Source organism: Saccharomonospora azurea NA-128, from assembly GCF_000231055.2.
In the GTDB taxonomy this organism is placed as follows: Bacteria; Actinomycetota; Actinomycetes; order Mycobacteriales; family Pseudonocardiaceae; genus Saccharomonospora; species Saccharomonospora azurea.
In genome coordinates this window covers 4737156-4758332 of record NZ_CM001466.1, presented here as the reverse complement: position 1 = coordinate 4758332, position 21177 = coordinate 4737156, and the positions used below count along the sequence as shown (strand labels likewise).

Here is a 21177-nt window from a genome sequence, read left to right as displayed (position 1 = left end):
CGACCGGAAGGCACCCACCCAGGACGCCGAGACGTCGCTGGGAGCGAAGACCGGCTCCCCGCGCCCGCGCACGGCGGCCGCCGCGACGAGCCGGACGACCTCCGGCCGCACGGCCAAGCGTTCCCGCACCCCGGAGCAGGCGCTCGAACACGGGCACGGCCATGGACACGGCCATGGACACGGACACAGCGAGGCCGCACCGGCGTCGACTCGGGTGCGACGCCTCCTGCTGTTCCTGCTCGCGCCTCTCGCGCTGGCGACCCTCGTGGCCGTGGGAGTGCTCTTCCCGTGGGGTGGCGGGCCCGAGCACTCGGGCTCGGGCGGCACTCCCGTCGACGGGGTGGTGACGGCCGCGGCCGCCGGGCCGTGCCTCTCGCCGGGGCAGGTGCAGGTCGGTGAGCCCGCGCCGGACGACCGGCGCTGTCTCTCCGTGGACGTGCGGTTGGACGACGGCCCCGGCCAGGGGTCGACGATCACCAAGATCCTGCCGATCGAACCCAGCAGCCCCCGGTTCGCCGTGGGCGACGAGGTCGTGCTCGCCTACGGCGGCGCCGACCCCACCGATGCCGGGTCGTACCAGCTCCGCGACTTCCAGCGCGGGGTTCCGCTCCTGCTGCTGGGAGTGCTCTTCGCGGCCGCCGTCCTGCTGCTCGGCCGCTGGCAGGGGCTCGCCTCGCTCGTCGCGCTCGGCATCACCTTCGCGGTGATCGCCCTGTTCGTGCTGCCCGCCATCCTCGCGGGCCGCGATCCCCTGCTGGTGGCGATCGCGGCCGCCGGGCTCATCATGTTCATCGCCCTGTACGTCACCCACGGTTTCTCCGCGCGCACGTCCGTGGCGGTCCTCGGCACGATCGTGAGCCTCACCCTCATCGGCGTGTTGTCGGCCGTGTTCTCGGCGGCCGCCGATCTGACCGGGTTGGACACGGACACGAGCACACTCATCGGCGCGTTGGGCGGCAGCATCGACGCACGCGGTCTGTTGCTGGCCGGCATCGTGATCGGCGCGCTCGGAGTGCTCGACGACGTGACGGTCGCGCAGGCGAGCGCGGTGTGGGAACTGCGGCGCGCCAACCCCGCCCTGAGCTGGCGCAGCCTGTACGCCGCCGGATTGCGGATCGGGCGTGCCCACGTGGGCTCGGCGGTGAACACGCTGGTCCTCGCCTACGCCGGAGCCGCCCTGCCCCTGCTGCTGCTCTCGTCGCTGGCCGACGTCGGCCTGTCCCCGATCCTGCAGTCGCAGGACGTGGCGCAGGAGCTGGTCCGGACGTTGGCGGGCAGCATCGGCATCATCGCCGCCGTACCCCTGACCACGGTGCTGGCGGCCCTCGTCGCCGTGCGCGACGAGCCGGTCGAGGCGGAGCCGGGCGGGGACGACGCACACGACGCCGGCGACACCACCGACACCACCGATGCCCCCGACGCCGAGCTCAGCCCTCCAGCGTCGCCACGAACCGGCTGACGGCCTCCATGCTGAACCGCTGCGCGAGCTTGCCCGACGGCGCCGCCGACGCGAGGCGGTAGAGCGGCCGGTCGGCCGCGGCGTCACCGCGGGCCTCGGAACGCAGCTGCGCCACGAGCAACTGCGAGAACACGAGGCCGCCCGCGTCCAGGTTGTTCACCACCGCGTCGGCGAGTTTGCGCAGCGGCAGGATGCCGAGCTCCCGGCCTCCCGTGCCCGCGTAGACGGCGAGGTCGATCTTGATCGCGGCGCGCTGCCCACCCGTCACCAGGAGACTGACGGTCCGCGTGCCCCGCACGTCGGTGATCAGCAGGTCCATGCGCGACACCGTCGCGAGATCCAGACGACGCGAGCCCCAGGTCCGGACGGTGACCGTGGTGCCCTCCAGCCACATCCGGCGGCGGGCCGCCGACAGCACCAGCAACAGCAACGGCGCGGCGACGACCCCCGCCACGACGAGGCCGGCGACCTGGCCGCCGATGAACCCGGCCACCCCGCCGAAGGCCGCGGCCAGCAGGGCCACCGCGACGAGGCCCGAGACCACCCGCTTCCGGCCCGCCTTGCCGTCGTCTCCCGAAAGCGGCACCCGCTCCGGATCACGCGTCTCGCCGGCCGACGTCGGTTCCTGTTCAGTCATGTTGCGCCTCGTACCCTCTGCTGCCCTTACGTGCCGTGCTGTTCCGACGTACCCGTGTGGCCGCGCTCGTCAGCTCGTCAGGTCAGGAACGGGTTGCCCGCCCGTTCCCGGCCGATCGTGGTGCTGTCCCCGTGGCCCGGCAGCACGACCGTGTCGTCGGCGAGTGACAGCACGGTGCCGCGCAACGAGGTCGCCAGCGCGGCCGGATCGCCCCCGGGCAGGTCCGTGCGGCCCACCGAACCCGCGAACAGCGTGTCGCCGGTCAACGCGAGCCGCCCACCTTCCTCGGCCCGCAACGAGAACACCACCGAACCCGGCGTGTGCCCCGGGGTGTGCAGCACCTCGATGCGCAGCCCCGCCAGATCGAGCGGGCCCTCCCCGAGCGGCTCGACCCCGCGGGGCTCGGGCAGGGACACCGAACCGACCGCGGCGGACAGCTCCGGGCCCAGCCCCGCCGCCGGGTCCGTCAGCAGGTGGCGGTCCTCCGACCGGATGTGGACGGCGACACCGTGTGCCTCCGACACGGCGGCCGCGGACGCCACGTGGTCGTAGTGCCCATGCGTCGCGAGGACGGCCACCGGCGTCAGGTCGTGATCCCGCAACGCCTTCTCGATCCCGTCCTCGGCTCCCTCACCGGGATCGACGACGACGCACTCACGCCCCGCACCGGCGGCGACGAGGTAGCAGTTCGCCCGGAACGCGCCTGCCGGGAACCCGACGACCAGCACGACAACACCTCCGGGATCTGGGATCGGTCTCACCCTAGCCGCCCCTACACAGCCTCCTCACAGACAGTGCCCATAGACTGCCGCCACCCGCAGCGGGTGTGTCGAGACTTCAAGGAGGGCAGGTGGCGACCAACCAGCAGCGCCGCGAGGCCGCGAAACGCAAGCTCGAACGGCAGCTCGCCCGCCGTGCCGAGCGGGCGAAGCGACGCAGGATCGTCGGAGTCGGGGTCACGGTGGGTGCCGTGGTCGTGGTCGCCGGGCTCATCGTGATCCTGGCAACGCGCGGCGACGGCGCGGCGGACAACGCCGACGCGGCCGACGGCTCGTCGTCGGCCTCCACGCCGGACGGGCAGTCCCAGGACATCCAGATCCCCACCGAACGCGTCGAGCTCGCCTCGCGGCCCGAGCCGTTGCCGAACCCGACGTCGTGCGAGTACACGAAGTCGGGCGAGCCCGCCAAGGACGTCAGCGTGCCGGACGGCGACGACGTGTCCTCCGAGGGCACCGTGTACGTCACGCTGCACAGCAACGTCGGCGACATCGGCCTCGAGCTCGACCGGGCGCTCGCGCCGTGCACCGTGAACAGCTTCGTGCACCTGTCCGAAGAGGGCTACTACACCGACACGAGCTGCCACCGCATCGGTACCGAGGGCCTGCAGATGCTCCAGTGCGGCGACCCGACCGGCCAGGGCACCGGTGGCCCCGGCTACACGTTCGCCGACGAGACGTTCGACGAGCTGACCTACGGCCGCGGCGTCCTCGCGATGGCCAACAGCGGCCCGGACACGAACGGCAGCCAGTTCTTCATGGTGTTCGGCGACGCGCCGCTGCCCCCGGACTACACCGTGTTCGGCGCCATCGACGACGAGGGCCTGAAAGTGATCGACGAGGTCGCCCGCGCAGGCCACGACGGCGCCTTCGACCCGAGCCCGGGTGGCGGCAAGCCGCTCACCGAGGTGACGTTCACCGACGTCACCGTCGAGGGCTGACGACGTCTGTCAAGGGCCGCACCCGCCCGCGGGTGCGGCCCTTGTGCATCGTGTCCGCACTTCCCGTACGCGTGTCCGCACTTCCCGTACGCGTGTCCGCGCCGTGCGACGCGAACATGCGTGCACAGACCGCGGACACGATGTCAAAGCCCCCGACAGGCGTACGCGAAGTGCGGACACGCGTGCGCAGCACGCGGACACGGTGTCAGGCGAAGCGGGGCGGGCGGCGTTCCAGGAAGGCGGCGACCCCTTCGGCGTAGTCGGCGCTGCGGACCGCGTCGCTCCGAAGCCGCTCGATCTCCGCGTCGGACTCCCGCTGACCTGCGAGGATGCGCCCGATGATCTCGTTCATGCTCCGCACGGCCGTCTGAGAGCGCGAGCACACAGTCTCCGCGAACTCCATCGTGGTCTTCTCGAGCAGCTCCCGATCGACCACCTCGTTGACCAGCCCCATCTCCGCGGCGCGGTCCGCGCCCACCAGACGCGCCGACAGCAGCAGGTACCGAGCGTGGGCCGGTCCGACGAGCGCGACGAGCTGCCGCGTGGACAGGAAGTCGTAGACGATCCCGAGCTTCGCGGGCGTGATGCCGAACCGTGCGTCCGCCGCCGCGAACCGCACGTCGCACGCCACCGCGACCTGGCACCCACCGCCGATGCAGTTGCCCTGGATCATCGCGATGCTCGGCTTGCGCATGCTGCCGAGCGCCTCCACCGCAGCGGTCACCGCGCGGTCATAGTTCACCGCTCCCTCGGCCGTCGACCGCAACGCGCGGAACTCGCCGATGTCCGCACCCGCCGAGAAGTGCTCCCCGGCACCGGTCACGACCAGCACCTTCACCGCGGCGTCCGCCTCGACCTCGGCGACCACATCCGGGATGGCCGACCACATCTCGTGGCGGATGGCGTTCATCTTCTCCGGCCGTGCGAACGTGAGCCTCGCGATCTCACCGTGCCTGCGGAACTCGAACCCGTCGCTCATGATCAAGCACAGTACGGCGTCGACGGCCTCGGCCGGATCGTCACGAGGCCGACGTCACGCGGTAGACGTCGTACACGCCCTCGACGTTGCGCACCACCTTGAGCACGTGGCCGAGGTGCTTCGGATCCCCCATCTCGAAGGTGAACCGGCTGACGGCCACGCGGTCGCGGGACGTCGTCACCGACGCGGACAGAATGTTGACCTTCTCGTCGGCCAGCACCTTCGTGATGTCGGACAGCAACCGGTGCCGGTCGAGCGCCTCGACCTGGATCGCCACGAGGAACACCGACGACTCGGTGGGCGCCCACTCGACGTCGAGCAACCGCTCCGGCTGCTTGCGCAGTTCGTCGGCGTTCGTGCAGTCCGTGCGGTGCACGCTGACGCCGCCGCCGCGGGTCACGAAGCCCAGGATCTCGTCGCCGGGCACCGGCGTGCAGCAGCGCGCGAGCTTGGTCCAGATGTCGGTCTGGCCCTTGACGACCACGCCGACGTCGCCGGTTCCCCGCCTGCGGGTGACGGTGGACGGAGTGGCCCGCTCGGCGAGCTCCTCCTCGGCCTCCTCGACACCGCCGATGAGGGCCACCAGGCGCTGCACGACGTGTTTCGCACCGACCTGGTGCTCGCCCACGGCCGCGTACAGCGAGCTGATGTCGTTGTGCCGCAGCTCCTTGGCGACCGCGCCCATCGTGTCGGCCGAGACCAGTCGCTGCAGAGGCAGGCCGATCTTGCGGACCTCCTTGGCGATGGCCTCCTTGCCGCCCTCGATGGCCTCGTCGCGCCGCTCCTTGGCGAACCACTGGCGGATCTTCGCCTTGGCCTTGGGCGAGGCCACGAACGCCATCCAGTCGTGGCTCGGGCCCGCACCCTCCGCCTTCGAGGTGAAGATCTCGACGACCTCACCGTTGTCGAGCTTGCGCTCCAGGGCGACGAGTCGGCCGTTCACCCGCGCGCCGATGCATCGGTGGCCCACCTCGGTGTGTACGGCGTAGGCGAAGTCCACGGGCGTCGACCCCACCGGCAAGGTGATCACGTCGCCCTTGGGCGTGAAGACGAAGATCTCCCGGGTGGCGAGGTCGTAGCGCAGCGATTCGAGGAACTCGCCCGGGTCCGCAGCCTCCCGCTGCCAGTCGAGGAGCTGACGCATCCACGCCATCTCGTCGATGTCCACGGCGTTGCCGCGGTGCGTTCCCCTGGTCTCCTTGTACCGCCAGTGCGCCGCGATCCCGTACTCGGCGGTGCGGTGCATCTCATGCGTCCGGATCTGCACTTCCAGCGGTTTGCCGTCCGGGCCGATCACGGTGGTGTGCAGCGACTGGTAGACGCCGAAGCGCGGCTGGGCGATGTAGTCCTTGAACCGCCCCGGCATGGGTTGCCACAGCGCGTGCACCACACCCATGGCCGCATAGCAGTCGCGGACCTCCTCCACCAGGATGCGCACACCCACGAGGTCATGGATGTCGTCCAGGTCGCGCCCCCGCACGATCATCTTCTGGTGGATCGAGTAGTAGTGCTTGGGTCGTCCCTCGACCTTGGCGTTGATGCGGGACTCCCCGAGCTGGTTCGTCAGCTCGCCGATGACCCAGCGCAGGTAGGTGTCCCGGGACGGCGCGCGGTCGGCCACCAGCCGCACGATCTCGTCGTACTTCTTCGGCTGCAGGATCGCGAAGGCGAGGTCCTCCAGCTCCCACTTGACGGTGGCCATGCCCAACCGGTGGGCCAGCGGCGCCAGGACCTCCAGGGTCTCCTTCGCCTTGCGCGCCTGCTTCTCCGGCGGCAGGAACCGCATGGTCCGCATGTTGTGGAGCCGGTCGGCGAGTTTGATGACCAGCACCCGCGGGTCACGCGCCATTGCGATGACCATCTTGCGGATGGTCTCCGCCTCGGCGGCGGTACCGAGCTTCACCTTGTCGAGCTTCGTGACGCCGTCGACGAGCTGGGCGACCTTCTCGCCGAACTCGTTGGTGAGCTGCTCGACGGAGTAGTCGGTGTCCTCGACCGTGTCGTGCAGCAGCGCCGCCACGAGCGTGGTCGTGTCCATCCCCAACTCGGCCAGGATCGTGGCCACGGCGAGGGGGTGGGTGATGTAGGGGTCGCCGGACTTGCGCCGCTGCTCGCGGTGCAGCTCCTCGGCCACGTCGTAGGCACGCTGCAACAACGCCAGGTCGGCGCTGGGGTGCAGCTCGCGGTGGATGACCGCCAACGGCTCCAGCACCTGCTTGACCGAGGCCGGCCGCTGCGCGGTGATCCGGCGCGCCAACCGGGCCCGCACCCGCCGGGTGGCCGACGGCGCCCGTACGGCGGCACCTGGGGCCGCGTCCTGATCGGATCGCGTGGGCGCACCGGCGTCCGAACGGGCAGCGACCACGGAATCAAGCTCCTGGCTCACCCGAACCTCCAGCTCGTCACGCGACTGATGACGTCAAGCGTAACGCGCCGGGGGCCGTCACTATGCCCGTGGGCGCCGACCACCGTCGGTTTACCCGACGAACGTCGGCTCGCCGGACCTCGCGTCAGACCTTGCGCAGCGCGTGCACCGGCACCGAGCCGAGCCGCGACCGACCATCGAGTTCGGTCAGCTCCAGCACCACCGTCACTCCGGTGACCTCGGCGCCGGCACTGGCGAGCAGTTCGGCCGTCGCCGCCACCGTACCGCCGGTGGCGAGGACGTCGTCCACGATCGCGACACGCTCACCCTTGTTGACCGACCCCATGGGCAGCTCGAGGGTCGCCGTCCCGTACTCGAGTTCGTAGTCCACGCGACCGGCGACGTTGGGCAGCTTGCCGGGCTTGCGGACGAGCGCCACACCGAGCCCCCGGGCGTAGCCGAGGGCGGCGGCGAGCACGAACCCGCGGGCCTCCACCGCCGCGAGACGATCGACACCCTCGCCGACCGCCTCCCCGAGCGCGTCGATGACGTGCCGGAACGCGTCCGCGTCGCCGAAGAGCGGGGTGAGGTCACGGAACAGCACACCGGGTTCCGGGAAGTCGCGGATCTCCGTGACGAGGTCCAGCGCCCGTTCGAGTTCTCGGCTCACCGCTTGCGCTTCCCTGTCGGACGTGTGGTGCGGCGACCGCTCGTCTTGGGATGCCGTGCCGGGACGCTCGCCGCGGCGGCGTACGCCTTCTCGCGTCGGAGCTCGGCCTCCAGCTGCTCGTCGTCACCGGGATTGAAGTCGTCGTCCGCGCGCGCACCGTTCTCGGCACCGGCCTTGCGAGCCTGAGCCTCCCGGCGTGCCAGCACCTTCTCCTGCTGCTTGACGTACCGCGGATCGCGCAGCTTGAACGCGACGAGCAGCGGGGTCGCCAGGCAGACCGACGAGAAGGTGCCGACGAGCATGCCGACGAACAGTACCAGCGCGAGGTCCTGCAGCGTGCCGGAGCCGAGCAGCAGGTTGCCGATGACCAGCAGGCCCAGCACCGGAAGCAGCGCGATGACCGACGTGTTGATCGACCGCATCAGCGTCTGGTTGAGCGCCAGGTTCGCGGCCTCGGCGTAGGTGCGGCGCGTGAGGTTCAGGATGCCGCGGGTGTTCTCCTTGACCTTGTCGAACACGACCACCGTGTCGTACAGCGAATAGCCGAGGATCGTCAGCAGTCCGATGGCCGTCGCGGGTGTGACCTCGAAGCCCACCAGCGCGTACACACCCGCCGTGACCACGACGTCGTGCAGCAGTGCCACCAGCGCCGAGACCGCCATCCACGTCTCGAAGTAGAAGATCAAGAAGATCGCGACGAGGACCAGGAACACCCCGAGGGCGATCAGGGCCTGCTTGGAGATCTCACCACCCCAGGTGGCGCTCACGCGGCTGTCGCTGATCACCTGCTCGCTGGGTTGCCCCGAGCTGTCGAGGGGTTGCAGGCGGTCAAACAGGACCTGCTTGACCTGCTGGACCTCGTTCGGCTCCAACGTCTCCGACCGCAGCTGGATGGTGGCGGAGTTGCCGGTACCGACCTGCTGCGCCTCGGCCGGGCTGCCGCCGAGAGCGTCGGCGAAGGCGTCGCTCGCCTCGTCGGTGGTGATCGGGCCCTGGGCGCCCGTCGCGGGCAGCTGGATCTGGGTTCCGCCCTCGAACTCGATGCCGAGGTTGAATCCGCGCACGCCCATCGCCGCGATGCACGCCAGGACGAGCGCGGCGAACAGCGCGAACCACCGCTTGCGCTGTCCGACGATGTCGAAGGCGCCGGTACCGGTGTAGAGGCGCTGGAAGACCGATTCCTTCTTCACGTCGGGTGAGGTGGTGGGGTCGGACTTCGCCACGTCACGCCTCCTTCACGGCAGTGCGGACCGCGGCTCGACGGCTTTCGCCGATGCGTTGTACCGCACCGAGGCCGGAGAGCTTGGGACTCGACAGTTTCTTCGACCGGGACACGACCGCCACCAGTGGGTGGGTCACCAGGAACACGACGATCAGGTCGAGCACCGTCGTCATTCCCAGTGTGAACGCGAAGCCCTTCACCTCGCCCACCGCGAGCACGTACAGCGCTCCCGCGGCGAGGAACATGATGGCGTCCGAGGCGAGAATCGTGCGGCGCGCCTTCTGCCACCCGCGCGGCACGGCCGAGCGGAAGGTCCGCCCTTCCCGCATCTCGTCCTTCAATCGCTCGAAGTAGACGACGAACGAGTCGGCGGTGACACCCACACCGACGATGAAGCCGACCACGCCCGCGATGTCGAGCGTGTAACCGATCCACCGGCCAAGCAGGACGAGCACGGCGTACACGATCATCGCCGAGAGGGCGAGCGACAGGATCGTCAGCACGCCCAGGATGCGGTAGTAGAACAGGCAGTACAGGAACACGAGCGCGAGACCCACGGCGCCTGCGATCAGTCCGGCCTCCAGCGTGGCCAGGCCCAGCGTGGCCGACACCGTGGTGGCGTCGGAGGACTCGAACGACAGCGGCAGCGAGCCGTACTTCAACACGTCGGCGAGGTTCTTCGCCTCGCTCTGCGTGAACTGGCCGGTGATCTGCGTGTCACCGCCGGCGATCGCCTGGTTGATCGTCGGCGCGGACACCACCTCGGTGTCGAGCACGAAGGCCGCGCGCTGACCGATGTTCTGCGCCGTGAAGTCGGCCCAGGTGTCCGCGCCCTGCGGCGTGAACGACAGGTTGACGACCCAGCCGCCCTCCTGTGCGTTGTAGACGGACGACGCGTCGTTGATGGCCGTGCCCTTGAGGAACACCGGCGACAGCACGTATTTCTCGGTGCCGTCCTGGTTGCACGCCACGAGCGGCAACTTCGGATCGTCGTTGCCGGCCAGCGGATCGAGGTCGTTCGGATCGCAGTTCAGGCGCGCCAGGGCCTCCTGCTGCAACTGCTGCGCCTGCTGCATGGCCGCCTGGTCGGACGGGTCCATGGGGAGCAGCGCCGGGTTCTGGCGCCACTCCTTGGCCTTGCGGATCTGCTCGGCGGCTTCTTCCTGCAGAGTCCTGTCGTCGTCCCGGCCGGCGTTCCCGGCACTGTCGGCGTTGTCAGCACCGTCGGCACTGTCGCCGTCGGACTGCTGCGCGGGTGCGACTCCGGCGGGGCTGCCGCCGCCACCCTGGTTGTCGCCGGTGGCGTCCTCGCCTTCGGCACCACCCGAATCCTGGTTCTCGTCGGCCGGTGCGCCCTCGGAACCCTGGTCTCCGCCGCTCTGGTCCTCACCGGACTGGTCGCCGCCGTCCCCGGCGCCCGCGCCGGCGTCGGGCTGCTGCCCGCCGGGCTGACCCGCCGGGACCGCCGCGATCACCTGGCGGAAACCGAGCTGCGCCGTCTGGCCGAGCGTCTTCGCCTGCTCGCCCTGGTCGCCCGGAACCGTGATGACGACGTTGCTGCCGTCGAGCAACACCTCGGCGCCGCTGACGCCGATGCCGTTGACCCGGTTCTCGATGATCTGACGGGCTTGCTGAAGCTGCTCGCGCGACGGATCCGAGCCGTCCGCCGTCCGCGCCGTCAGGGTGACCCGTGTACCGCCTTTGAGGTCGATCCCGAGTTTGGGCGTCGGGCTGCCGTCACCGGTGAAGAACACCAGCGAATACAGCGCGGCGACGATCACGACGAAAAACGCGAAGTAGCGTCCCGGGCGAATCTGCCCGGCCGGAGGTGCCACGGTCGGTCGCTCTCCTCGAACTGGTACGACGGCTTGACGAGTCGGCAGGCGGGTCACTCACCGCGAGGTAGCGAACGCGCCCAGCACCGAGACCTTACTCGGCGCTGGGCGAGCGCAACAGACTACCCGTACCGACGTCTCGACTCCCCCTGTCGACGACGCCGGACGTCCACGGTCTCGTGACGACCGTCGTTACTTCTTGCTCTGCTCGATCGGAGGAGCGACCTGCGCACCCTCGTCGGACTTCTCGGCACCGACCAGCTCTTCCTGTGCCGAGTCCGCGTCCGCCGAGGTCTCGGTGTCCACGATGTCCTCGTCGGTGTCCGCCACGATGCGCTCGCGCACCGCCTGACGCAGCCAGGTCGTCACCACGCCCTCGGCGATCTCGAGGTCGATGGTGGTGTCGTCGCTCGCGTCGGCCACCGTGGCGTACAGACCGGACGTGGTCATCACGCGGTCGCCCTCGGTCAGGCTGCTCTGCATCTCCTGCTGCTCGGCCATGAGCTTCTTCTGCTTGCGCGTGCTCAGGATGAGCGGCAGCGCGACAACGAGCATCAACAGCAGCGGCAGGATAAGGCCGTCCATGGTTCTCCATTCGCAGACGCCGCCTGTGGTGGAGCGTGACGTCCGAGTTGTGTCCGGATGTGCTGTTTTCGAGTGTGCCAGGTGCCGTCGGGATTTCACGCACCGGTGGCGCACACCTCGGCGTCCCCTCAGTCGAACAGGGACTGTGACGTGGCGTCAAGCCCTCCCGTGTTCTCCGGAGGCCGCAAACCGAGGTGCTCCCACGCCTGCGCGGTCGCGACCCGCCCCCGCGGCGTCCGCGCGAGCATACCCGCACGAACGAGATACGGCTCACACACCTCTTCGACTGTGGTGGGTTCCTCACCCACCGCCACCGCGAGCGTGGACACGCCGACCGGACCGCCGTTGAACGACCGCACGAGCGCGCCCAGCACCTCCCGGTCGAGCCGGTCGAGGCCGAGTTCGTCCACGTCGTACACCTCCAACGCGGCCCGCACCACGGGAAGGGTGGCCACGCCGTCGGCACGCACCTCAGCGTAATCGCGTACCCGGCGCAGGAGCCGGTTGGCGATCCGCGGTGTTCCCCGCGAGCGCCGAGCGATCTCCGCCCCGCCCTCGGCGTCCATGTCGATGCCGAGGATCGACGCCGACCTCCGCAACACCTGCTCCAGCTCGGCGGGACTGTAGAACTCCATCTGTCCCGTGAAACCGAACCGGTCGCGCAGCGGGCCTGTGAGCGCACCCGACCGCGTCGTGGCGCCGACCAGGGTGAACGGCGGGATCTCCAGCGGGATGCTCGTGGCGCCCGGCCCCTTGCCCACCACCACATCGACCCGGAAGTCCTCCATCGCGAGGTAGAGCATCTCCTCGGCCGGGCGGGCCATCCGGTGGATCTCGTCGATGAAGAGCACGTCGCCCTCGGCGAGGTTGGACAGCATCGCGGCGAGGTCGCCCGCTCGCTCCAGCGCGGGACCCGAGGTGATGCGGATGGCGGCGTCCAGCTCCGACGCGATGATCATGGCGAGGCTCGTCTTGCCGAGGCCGGGAGGCCCGGAGAGCAGCACGTGGTCCGGTGCCACACCCCGTTTCCGCGCGCTCTCCAGCACCAGTTCGAGCTGTTCCCGCACCCGTGGCTGGCCTACGAACTCCGCCAGCCTGCGAGGCCGCAGAGCCGTGTCGATCTCCCGCTCGCCCGTCTGCACCGACGCCGACAACGGTGTCTCGTCCGGCTCCGGCTCCCAGGGCTGCTCGATCGTCTCGTCGTGCACGCCCACCGCCTCACTTGTTCCGGCCGAGAACGGCCAGCGCCGCCCGCAGCATCCTCGACGTGTCGTCGGGCACGTCGCCCGCGACCTGCTCGACAGCCTTCTCGGCCTGCTTCGCCGGGAACCCCAGCCCCAGCAGCGCGTCGACCACGTCCTCCCGCACGGTACTGCTCGCCGGCTGCACACCGTCCGACTCACCGTCGACCGCCGAGACCGCGGCCACCTTGTCGCGCAGCTCGATGATCAACCGCTCGGCGCCCTTCCGGCCGATGCCGGGCACCTGGGTGAGCATGGTGATGTTGCCGTCGGTCAACGCGCGCCGCAGTTTCTCGGGCTCCAGCACGGCCAACGCCGCGAGCGCCAACCGGGGCCCGATTCCGGACACCGTCTGCAGCAGCACGAAGAGCTCGCGCGAATCCGCGTCGGCGAACCCGTAGAGGGTCAGCGCGTCCTCCCGCACCACGAGAGTCGTGAAGAGCCGCGCCTCCGTGCCCCTGCGCAACGTCCCGAGCGTGCCGGGAGTCGCCTGGACGGCGAGCCCGACACCGCCGACCTCGATCACCGCGTGATCGAGCGCCACCGACAGCACCTCACCGCGTACCGACGAAATCATGATGTCAATCCTGTCTTGTCGTCACGCCGCTTCGCCGCGGCGGCCAGCCGGGCCTTGTGGGCGCGGGCCAGTTCGGCGGCCTTCGCCTCGGCCTCCGCGAGCCGGGCCCGCATCGGCTCCCTCCACAGGTGACAGATCGCCAGAGCGAGCGCGTCGGCGGCGTCGGCGGGGCTGGGCGCCTTCCGGAGCCGCAGCAGCCGGGTCACCATCGTCGTCACCTGCGCCTTGTCGGCGCGGCCGGACCCCGTGACCGCGGCCTTGACCTCACTCGGCGTGTGGAAGGCCACCGGTAGGTCGCGCCGGGCCGCGCAGACGGCGACCACGCCGCTGACCTGGGCGGTTCCCATCACGGTGCGGACGTTGTGCTGGCTGAAGACCCGCTCGACGGCCACCACGTCCGGCCGGTGGGTGTCGAGCCAGTCGTCGACGGCCTCACTGACCTGCAGCAGCCGCTGCTGAAGCGGAGCTTCGACGGGTGTGCGGACCACGCCGACGGCCACACACGACACGGACCTGCCGAGCGCGCCGTCGACGACCCCGAGGCCGCACCGGGTCAGCCCGGGGTCCACACCCAGCACGCGCACGAGGCAGTCCTTTCCGCGAACACCAGTTCGACGCGAAGGCTACCGCCCCGCACCCGTCGCACCGCGACGAACACGCCGAGGCACCACTGTGAGGCGACGCCCTCTCACAGTAGTGCGCAGAAACAGTGAGTGTCCGGTGTGGACTCAGGGCCCGTCGACGCCGGGAGTCCAGTTCTCGGGCGCGCCGCTGGCCGTCAGGACGGGCTGCCACTCGGCGAACCCCTCGGGAGCGTCGGCGCTCCACGGCCAGCTGCCGTCCGTCGAGGGCACGATGATCTGCACCGCGGGGAAGTCGCCCTCGGGATACACCAGGAACGCGCTGCCGAAGTACTCGAGATAGTGGGCCTGCGCGACCTTCTCGAACGTCACGGGCACGCCGTCGAAGAAGTCGTCGTAGAGCTTGCCGCAGACGAACCGCTCGCCCGTGGCCGCACGGTCCACATAGGCGTCCAGCAGGACCGTCGCCATCTCCTGGGGCAGCCCGACGACGACCGCCTCGGGGATGCTGTGCATGGCCCACGCGCAGACCGTGAACGCGTAGCCCGCGCCGTGTTCGTCGGGAGCGACGGCGACCACCGCGTTGCCGCGTTGCTCGGCCTGCGCGACGATCCACTCCCGCAGCTCCTGGTCGGAATCCAGCTCGGTGCCGTCGGTGCTGTTGTCGGAAGGATTCTGGTAGTCGAGGGCGGTCTCCGCAGTCACGGCCGACATTGTGCCGTATGTGGCCGCGCGGGCACACCACCGACGCGCCACGCCGGTAGTGTGCCCCGCATCGCTCAGCCGACCTCGGCGAGCACCTCGTCGCTGACGTCGAAGTTCGAGTAGACGTTCTGCACGTCGTCGCAGTCCTCCAACGCGTCGATCAGGCGGAACACCTTCCGCGCGTTCTCGGCGTCGAGGGGCACGCTGACCGTCGGCAGGAAGCTCATGTCGGCGGACTCGTAGTCGTAACCCGCCTCCTGCAGCGCCGTCCGCACCGCCACCATGTCGCCGGCCTCGGAGATGATCTCGTAGTTGTCGCCGAGATCGTTGACCTCCTCGGCACCGGCGTCGAGCACGGCCATCAGCACGTCGTCCTCGGACAAACCGTTCTTCGGCATGATGACGACGCCCTTGCGGTTGAACAGGTACGACACCGAGCCCGGGTCGGCGAGCGAGCCGCCGTTGCGGCTCAGCGCGGTGCGGACCTCGGAGGCCGCCCGGTTCTTGTTGTCGGTCAGGCACTCGATGAGCACCGCGACCCCACCGGGCGCGTACCCCTCGTACGTGATGGTCTGCCACTCGGCACCGCCCGCCTCCTCACCGGCGCCGCGCTTGCGCGCACGCTCGATGTTGTCCTGCGGAACGGAGTTCTTCTTCGCCTTCTGGATGGCGTCGTACAGGGTGGGGTTGCCTTCGGGGTCGCCCCCGCCAGTCCGCGCGGCGACCTCGATGTTCTTGATGAGCTTCGCGAACAGCTTGCCACGCTTGGCGTCGAGGGCGGCCTTCTTGTGCTTGGTGGTGGCCCACTTGGAGTGGCCGGCCATCTCTCCTCCAACTTCCTATCGCGTCTACGCGACCTCAGAAACGGTGCGCACGAACAGACGGTGAATCCGCTCGTCGCCGGTCAACTCGGGATGGAACGCGGTGGCGAACACCCTCCCCTGCCGAACGGCCACGATCCTATCCGCAGCCGGGTCGGCGAGAGGGTCGTCGACCACCGTGGCAAGCACCTGCACGTCGTGGCCCACCTTCTCCACCCAGGGCGCGCGGATGAACACCGCCTGGACACGTCCCTCGACGCCCGCGACCTCCAGTTCGGTCTCGAACGAGTCGACCTGCCGTCCGAACGCGTTGCGCCGGACCACGACGTCGAGCGCGTCGAGCTGCCGCTGGTCGGGCCTGCCGTCGAGTACCTGACGAGCCAGCAGCACCATTCCGGCACAGGACCCGAACACCGGCAAGCCGTCGCGGATGCGGTGCCGCAACGGCTCGAGCAGTGCGAACGAGTCGAGAAGGCGGGACATCGTGGTGGACTCGCCGCCGGGCAGCACGAGGCCGTCGACCTCGGCGAGTTCGGACACCCGGCGCACCGCGAGAGCCCGCGCACCGGCGCGCTCGAGCAGAGCGGCGTGCTCGCGCACATCACCCTGCAGAGCGAGGACACCGACGACGGGTCGCTGCGGCACGTACGTCACCTTTCCCGCGATCATTGCTGGTCAAGCCTAGTGGGCGCGCGGGCGTGAAGGTGGATCAGGGCACACCGAGCAGCCGCAGACCCGCCGCCGTCGCCCCGGCGGCCAGGACGACGACCACGAACGGCGCCTTCTTCCACGCGAGGACACCACCCACGGCGACTCCCGCGGGCCGCGCCCAGCCGGCGAACTCCGCTCCCTCCAGCAGCGACGACGTCGCCACGAGCGAGGCGAGCAGGACCACGGCCGCCACGGCGAACAGCTTCTCGACCTGCGGTGACAGTGTCACGCGCGTCTTCAGCAGCGGACCCGCGACCCGGAACGCGAACGTGCCCACGGCGAGCACGGCCGTGCAGGCGATGAGCGTGGTGGCGGTCAGCATGCGTCCTCCCTCCCACTGTCGGCTCGGACCGACTGCGCCGCCTCGGACGGCTCCGCCTCCTGCGGATCCCCGGACTGGCCTCGGCGCCATGCCACGACCACGCCCACGAGCCCGAAGAGAACCGGCAGCCCGGCCGGGACGAACGGGGAGGAGGCCAGAGCGACGGCCACGCCCACCAGCACCGCCCGACGGGTGTCCGCGTCCCGCAGAGCAGGCAGCACCAGCGCGAGCAGCACCGCCGGGAACGCGGCGTCGAGCCCGAGCGCGCCGGTGTCGCCCACGACCGTGCCGACGAGCGCCCCGACCACGACACCGACGTTCCACATCACGAACAGCCCGATGCCGCAGGCCCAGTACGCCGCCTTGCGACGTTCGCGCTCGCGCTGGGCCAGCGCGAAGGCGACCGTCTCGTCGATCATGAGGTGCGTACCGAGCAGTCGCTTCGCCCAGGACGACCCGAGGGCGTCGGCGACGGCGAAGCCGAACGGCACGTGCCGTGCGTTGATGAGCAGGCCGGCGACGACGGCCGCCACGGGATTACCGCCCGAGGCCACCAGCCCGACGAACATGAACTGGGCGGCGCCCGCGAAGACGGCCACCGACAGCAGCATGGGCAACCACACCGGAAGGCCCGAGCCGACCGTGATCGCCCCGAACGACAGCCCCACGAGGCCGTCCGCGAGACACACCAGCGCGATGTCCCGCGCGAGGTCTCGATCCAAAGTTCGCCATATCGAACGCATCACCTTCTAGACTGAACATGGATGACCGTGTTCGTCAAGCCGAACAAGCGGACTTGTGGAGCGAACAACATGACGGAGACCAGGGACAACGGCGGCGCCCCACTCGCGGCCATCGCGGCGTCGCTGCAGCGCGAACGGCTGAAGGCGGGGTTGTCGCTCACCGAACTCGCCCGCCGCGCCGGTGTGGCGAAGTCGACCCTGTCACAGCTCGAATCCGGCACCGGCAACCCGAGCGTCGAGACGATGTGGGCGATCAGCACGGCCCTCGGCGTCTCCTTCGCCCAGCTCGTCGAACCCGTCAAGCCGAAGGTGCAGGTCGTGCGGGCGGGAGAGGGACCACGGTTCTCCGCCGAGCGCGCCGACTACGTCGCCACGCTGCTGTCCCCCTCGCCACCCCACACCCGCCGCGACGTCTACCTCGTCCAGGCCGAGCCCGACCGCCCCCGGGAGTCCGCGCCGCACATGCCCGGCATCGTCGAACACGTCGTGCTGAGCAGCGGGCGCGCACTCGTGGGACTCCTCGACGACCCCGTGGAGCTCGGTCCGGGCGACTACATCGCCTACCCCGGCGACGTGCCGCACGTCTTCCGGGCGCTGGAACCGCACACGATGGCCGTGCTGATCTCCGAACAGGCGTGATCCGGCCGCGTCACCACCCGCGCTCGGAGAGCCGGTGAGGTGCGGGCAGCTCGTCGACGTTGATGCCCACCATGGCCTCACCGAGGCCCCGCGACACCTTGGCCAGGACGTCCGGGTCGTCGTGGAACGCGGTGGCCTTCACGATGGCCTCGGCCCGCTTGGCCGGGTCACCGGACTTGAAGATGCCGGAACCGACGAAGACGCCCTCGGCGCCGAGCTGCATCATCATCGCCGCGTCGGCGGGGGTGGCGATGCCACCCGCCGTGAACAGCACCACGGGCAGCCTGCCGGTGTCGGCGACCTCCCGCACCAACTCGTACGGGGCCTGCAACTCCTTCGCCGCCACGTACAGCTCGTCCTCGGGCAGGGCCGCGAGCGCACGGATCTCCGAACGGATGCGCCGCATGTGCGTGGTCGCGTTGGACACGTCGCCGGTGCCCGCCTCGCCCTTGGAGCGGATCATCGCGGCGCCCTCGTTGATCCGCCGCAACGCCTCGCCCAGGTTCGTCGCGCCACACACGAACGGCACCGTGAACGCCCACTTGTCGATGTGGTTGGCCTCGTCGGCGGGGGTGAGCACCTCGGACTCGTCGACGTAGTCCACGCCGAGCGACTGCAGCACCTGCGCCTCGACGAAGTGTCCGATCCGCGCCTTCGCCATCACCGGGATCGACACCGCGGAGATGATGCCGTCGATCAGGTCAGGGTCGCTCATGCGCGCCACACCGCCCTGCGCACGGATGTCGGCGGGAACGCGTTCGAGGGCCATGACGGCCACTGCGCCGGCGTCCTCGGCGATCCGGGCCTGCTCGGGCGTGACCACGTCCATGATCACACCGCCCTTCAGCATGTCCGCCATGCCCCGCTTGACCCGCGCGGTACCGGTCCGAACCTCGGCAGAGCCACTGGAGCGCTCGTTCGACACAGCAGTTCCTTCCACACTGTTTGCTGAGCTGACGGTCCCAGCGTAGGTCGGACGTGGACTGCCGAAGGCGTCCATTCGCGGCCGATTCCAGAAGGCCACTTCACCTCGATGGCCCCCCACTCACCGCCCGCCTTGCCACGCGTGCCGATCGGGTGTGTCCTCGAAAGCACACATCCGCCAGCGTCGCAGGAGGCCGTCATGGCCGAGAAGACCGTCAAGACCAGCGGCTCGGCGGCCGGGTTCGCCGTGGACGACCCCGGCAAGGTACGCAACGTCGCACTCGTGGGTCCCTCCGGATCCGGGAAGACCACCCTCACCGAGGCCCTGCTCGTCGCGGCGAACGCCATCAACCGAGCCGGATCCGTCGTCGAGGGCACCACGGTGTGCGACCACGACCAGGCCGCCATCCGCCAGCAACGTTCCGTCGGGCTCGCCGTCGCCCCCGTCGTCCACGGCAACGTCAAGATCAACTTCATCGACACCCCCGGCTACGCCGACTTCGTCGGGGAGGTCCGCGCGGGACTGCGCGCCGCCGACGCCGCGTTGTTCGTGGTCAGCGCAGGCCACGGAGTCGATCCCGCGACCGTGTCCCTGTGGGAGGAGTGCGCCGCCGTGGAACTCCCCCGCGCCGTCGTCGTCTCGCGCCTCGACCACGCGCGCGCGGACGTCGACGCGACGATCACGGCCTGCCAGGAGGCCTTCGGGGCCGGAGTCTCGCCGCTCTACCTCCCGACCGGCGACGGTGAGCCCGCGCTGGTCGGGCTCGTGACCGGGCGGCGCTACGACTACTCCCACGGCTCTCCCCCGCGGATCGGCGACGTCGGCTCCGACGACGCCGAGCGACTGACCGCCGCACGCGACGCACTGATCGAGGGGATCATCGCGGAGAGCGAGGACGAGTCGCTGATGGAGCGTTACCTCGCGGGCGAACCGATCTCCGAGGACACCCTCGTCACCGACCTCGAGAAAGCGGTGGCCCGAGGCTCGTTCCATCCGGTCATCCCGGCCTGCGCGGAGACCGGAGTAGGCACGGCGGAGATCCTCGACGGCATCGCCCGCGCCTTCCCGTCGCCGCTGGAACACGCACCGCCCGTCGCCACCACACCCGACGGCATCCCCCACCCCCGGTTGTCGTCCGATCCCGACGGGCCCCTCGCCGCCGAGGTCGTGCACACGGCCGTCGACTCCTACGTCGGCCGCGTGTCGCTGGTGCGCGTGTTCTCGGGGACACTGCGCCCCGAACGCACCGTGCACATCAGCGGCCATGGCCTCACCGACCGAGGCCACGACGACCACGACGCCGACGAACGCGTCGCCCACCTGTACTCGCCCCTCGGCGCCGCTCTCCGCGAGGTGCCCCACTGCGTCGCCGGCGACCTCTGCGCGCTGACCAAGCTCACGTCCGCCGAGACCGGCGACACCGTGTCCGAGCCCGGCGACCCACTGCTCATGACACCGTGGGCGATGCCGGAGCCGCTGCTGCCCGTCGCCGTCGTGGCAGGCAACCGCAGTGACGAGGACGTGCTCGCCCGCAACCTGTCCCGGCTCGTCGCGGGCGACCCGACGCTACGGCTGGAACGCAACCCGGAAACGCGCCAGCTCGTGCTGTGGTGCATGGGCGAGGCCCACGCCGACGTCGTGCTGTCGATGCTGCGCTCCGGCGGCGCCGACGTGACCACCGAACCCGTCCGGACCAGCCGGAAGACGACGTTCCGCACCCGAGCCGACGGGCACGGGCGGCACGTCAAGCAGTCCGGAGGGCACGGGCAGTACGCGGTCTGCGACGTCACGGTCGAACCCGTCGAACGCGGCGCCGGAGTGGAGTTCGTCGACCGCATCGTCGGCGGTGTCGTGCCGCACCAGTTCATCCCCAGCGTGGAGAAGGGCGTGCGCGCGCAACTGCGCAACGGCATCGGCAGCGACGATCCCGTCGTCGACGTGCGGGTGACCCTGTTCGACGGCAAGGCGCACAGCGTCGACTCCTCCGACGCGGCGTTCCAGACCGCCGGCGCCCTCGCCGTGAAGGACGCCGCCGCCAAGGCCGGGCTCGTGGCGCTCGAACCGCTCGACGAGGTCGTCGTCCGACTCCCCGACTCCTACCTGGGCACCGTGCTGGGCGATCTGTCGTCGCGGCGAGGACGGGTACTCGGCACCGAGTCCCTGGAGGGCGGATCGACCCTCATCCGCGCCGAGGTGCCGGCGGAGGAGCTCGTCCGATACGCGGTGGACCTGCGGTCCCTCACCTCGGGCCGGGCGAGCTTCACCCGCCGCCACGCGCGCTACGAGCCGGCCCCGCAGAAGTCGGCGGCGCGGGAGCACGCCAAGGCCTGACCGGCCTGCCCCACCCCCACCTGGGAACCCCGACATCGTGTCCGCGACCTGCGCACGCGTGTCCGCACCTCGCGTACGCGTGTCCGCGGCCTGCGTTCACGTGTTGGCAGTT

The 21177-nt window shown here is 70.3% G+C and carries 21 protein-coding genes; 4 read left to right on the top strand and 17 right to left on the bottom strand.

Translation table 11 applies throughout. The annotated features are described in order from the left end of the window. The first annotated feature begins 37 nt into the window (after positions 1 to 37). Positions 38 to 1459: a YibE/F family protein gene (locus tag SACAZDRAFT_RS21940; RefSeq protein WP_232286445.1), complete on the top strand. Its 1422-nt coding sequence runs from the start codon at positions 38 to 40 to the stop codon at positions 1457 to 1459. Here the strand turns inward: SACAZDRAFT_RS21940 and SACAZDRAFT_RS21935 are convergent. Then, entirely contained in the window at positions 1428 to 2096 is a 669-nt protein-coding gene (locus tag SACAZDRAFT_RS21935) for a hypothetical protein (protein WP_005445330.1), read from the bottom strand. The two genes, SACAZDRAFT_RS21940 and SACAZDRAFT_RS21935, sit on opposite strands and share 32 nt — an antisense overlap. A gap of 77 nt (positions 2097 to 2173) precedes the next feature. Then, a complete protein-coding gene (locus SACAZDRAFT_RS21930) occupies positions 2174 to 2824 on the bottom strand; it encodes an MBL fold metallo-hydrolase (protein ID WP_005445328.1) in 651 nt (216 codons plus the stop codon). Between the two features lie 122 nt (positions 2825 to 2946). Here SACAZDRAFT_RS21930 and SACAZDRAFT_RS21925 point away from each other — a divergent pair, with 122 nt between their 5' ends. Beyond that, positions 2947 to 3813, top strand: coding sequence for a peptidylprolyl isomerase (locus SACAZDRAFT_RS21925; RefSeq protein WP_005445326.1), 867 nt, complete (start codon positions 2947 to 2949; stop codon positions 3811 to 3813). 205 nt (positions 3814 to 4018) lie between these two features. Here SACAZDRAFT_RS21925 and SACAZDRAFT_RS21920 read toward each other — a convergent pair whose 3' ends face one another. From SACAZDRAFT_RS21920 to SACAZDRAFT_RS21855, 14 genes are all read right to left on the bottom strand, one after another. Continuing rightward, positions 4019 to 4792 carry an enoyl-CoA hydratase/isomerase family protein gene (locus tag SACAZDRAFT_RS21920; RefSeq protein WP_005445325.1) on the bottom strand — a complete coding sequence of 258 codons (774 nt, stop codon included), beginning with the start codon at positions 4790 to 4792 and terminating at the stop codon, positions 4019 to 4021. 40 nt (positions 4793 to 4832) lie between these two features. Further along, complete coding sequence (locus tag SACAZDRAFT_RS21915) at positions 4833 to 7178, bottom strand: RelA/SpoT family protein (protein ID WP_005445323.1); 2346 nt, start codon at positions 7176 to 7178, stop codon at positions 4833 to 4835. Between the two features lie 124 nt (positions 7179 to 7302). After that, a complete protein-coding gene (locus tag SACAZDRAFT_RS21910; RefSeq protein ID WP_005445318.1) occupies positions 7303 to 7827 on the bottom strand; it encodes an adenine phosphoribosyltransferase in 525 nt (174 codons plus the stop codon). Beyond that, entirely contained in the window at positions 7824 to 9050 is a 1227-nt protein-coding gene (gene secF, locus SACAZDRAFT_RS21905) for a protein translocase subunit SecF (RefSeq protein ID WP_005445317.1), read from the bottom strand. The genes SACAZDRAFT_RS21910 and secF overlap by 4 nt, the downstream gene beginning before the upstream one ends. Position 9051: 1 nt before the next feature. Beyond that, positions 9052 to 10884, bottom strand: a complete 1833-nt coding sequence (gene secD / locus SACAZDRAFT_RS21900) for a protein translocase subunit SecD (protein ID WP_005445316.1) — start codon at positions 10882 to 10884, stop codon at positions 9052 to 9054. Positions 10885 to 11076: 192 nt separating this feature from the next. Continuing rightward, entirely contained in the window at positions 11077 to 11469 is a 393-nt protein-coding gene (gene yajC / locus SACAZDRAFT_RS21895) for a preprotein translocase subunit YajC (RefSeq protein ID WP_005445315.1), read from the bottom strand. Between the two features lie 128 nt (positions 11470 to 11597). Next, on the bottom strand, positions 11598 to 12677 hold the full coding sequence (ruvB, locus tag SACAZDRAFT_RS21890; RefSeq protein WP_005445314.1) for a Holliday junction branch migration DNA helicase RuvB: 1080 nt from the start codon (positions 12675 to 12677) through the stop codon (positions 11598 to 11600). A 10-nt stretch (positions 12678 to 12687) separates the two neighbouring features. Then, positions 12688 to 13287, bottom strand: a complete 600-nt coding sequence (ruvA, locus tag SACAZDRAFT_RS21885) for a Holliday junction branch migration protein RuvA (protein ID WP_005445313.1) — start codon at positions 13285 to 13287, stop codon at positions 12688 to 12690. Next, the gene (gene ruvC / locus SACAZDRAFT_RS21880) at positions 13284 to 13871 is read right to left on the bottom strand and encodes a crossover junction endodeoxyribonuclease RuvC (RefSeq protein ID WP_005445312.1); all 588 of its coding nucleotides are present in this window, start codon (positions 13869 to 13871) and stop codon (positions 13284 to 13286) included. Before ruvC ends, ruvA begins: the two co-directional genes overlap by 4 nt. Before the next feature lie 144 nt (positions 13872 to 14015). After that, the gene (locus SACAZDRAFT_RS21875) at positions 14016 to 14582 is read right to left on the bottom strand and encodes a DUF4262 domain-containing protein (protein WP_005445311.1); all 567 of its coding nucleotides are present in this window, start codon (positions 14580 to 14582) and stop codon (positions 14016 to 14018) included. 65 nt (positions 14583 to 14647) lie between these two features. After that, a complete protein-coding gene (locus SACAZDRAFT_RS21870) occupies positions 14648 to 15397 on the bottom strand; it encodes a YebC/PmpR family DNA-binding transcriptional regulator (protein WP_005445310.1) in 750 nt (249 codons plus the stop codon). Between the two features lie 24 nt (positions 15398 to 15421). Further along, entirely contained in the window at positions 15422 to 16063 is a 642-nt protein-coding gene (gene pdxT / locus SACAZDRAFT_RS21865) for a pyridoxal 5'-phosphate synthase glutaminase subunit PdxT (protein ID WP_005445309.1), read from the bottom strand. A gap of 40 nt (positions 16064 to 16103) precedes the next feature. Next, positions 16104 to 16427, bottom strand: a complete 324-nt coding sequence (locus SACAZDRAFT_RS21860) for an AzlD domain-containing protein (RefSeq protein WP_005445308.1) — start codon at positions 16425 to 16427, stop codon at positions 16104 to 16106. After that, entirely contained in the window at positions 16421 to 17170 is a 750-nt protein-coding gene (locus SACAZDRAFT_RS21855; protein WP_005445307.1) for an AzlC family ABC transporter permease, read from the bottom strand. The genes SACAZDRAFT_RS21860 and SACAZDRAFT_RS21855 overlap by 7 nt, the downstream gene beginning before the upstream one ends. Positions 17171 to 17239: 69 nt before the next feature. Between SACAZDRAFT_RS21855 and SACAZDRAFT_RS21850 the strand changes: the two genes are divergently transcribed. Continuing rightward, the gene (locus tag SACAZDRAFT_RS21850) at positions 17240 to 17809 is read left to right on the top strand and encodes a helix-turn-helix domain-containing protein (protein ID WP_037296183.1); all 570 of its coding nucleotides are present in this window, start codon (positions 17240 to 17242) and stop codon (positions 17807 to 17809) included. A gap of 10 nt (positions 17810 to 17819) precedes the next feature. Here SACAZDRAFT_RS21850 and pdxS read toward each other — a convergent pair whose 3' ends face one another. Continuing rightward, positions 17820 to 18734: a pyridoxal 5'-phosphate synthase lyase subunit PdxS gene (gene pdxS / locus SACAZDRAFT_RS21845; protein ID WP_005445300.1), complete on the bottom strand. Its 915-nt coding sequence runs from the start codon at positions 18732 to 18734 to the stop codon at positions 17820 to 17822. A 198-nt stretch (positions 18735 to 18932) separates the two neighbouring features. Here pdxS and SACAZDRAFT_RS21840 point away from each other — a divergent pair, with 198 nt between their 5' ends. Next, on the top strand, positions 18933 to 21065 hold the full coding sequence (locus SACAZDRAFT_RS21840) for an elongation factor G-like protein EF-G2 (protein WP_005445298.1): 2133 nt from the start codon (positions 18933 to 18935) through the stop codon (positions 21063 to 21065). Positions 21066 to 21177: the final 112 nt, after the last annotated feature.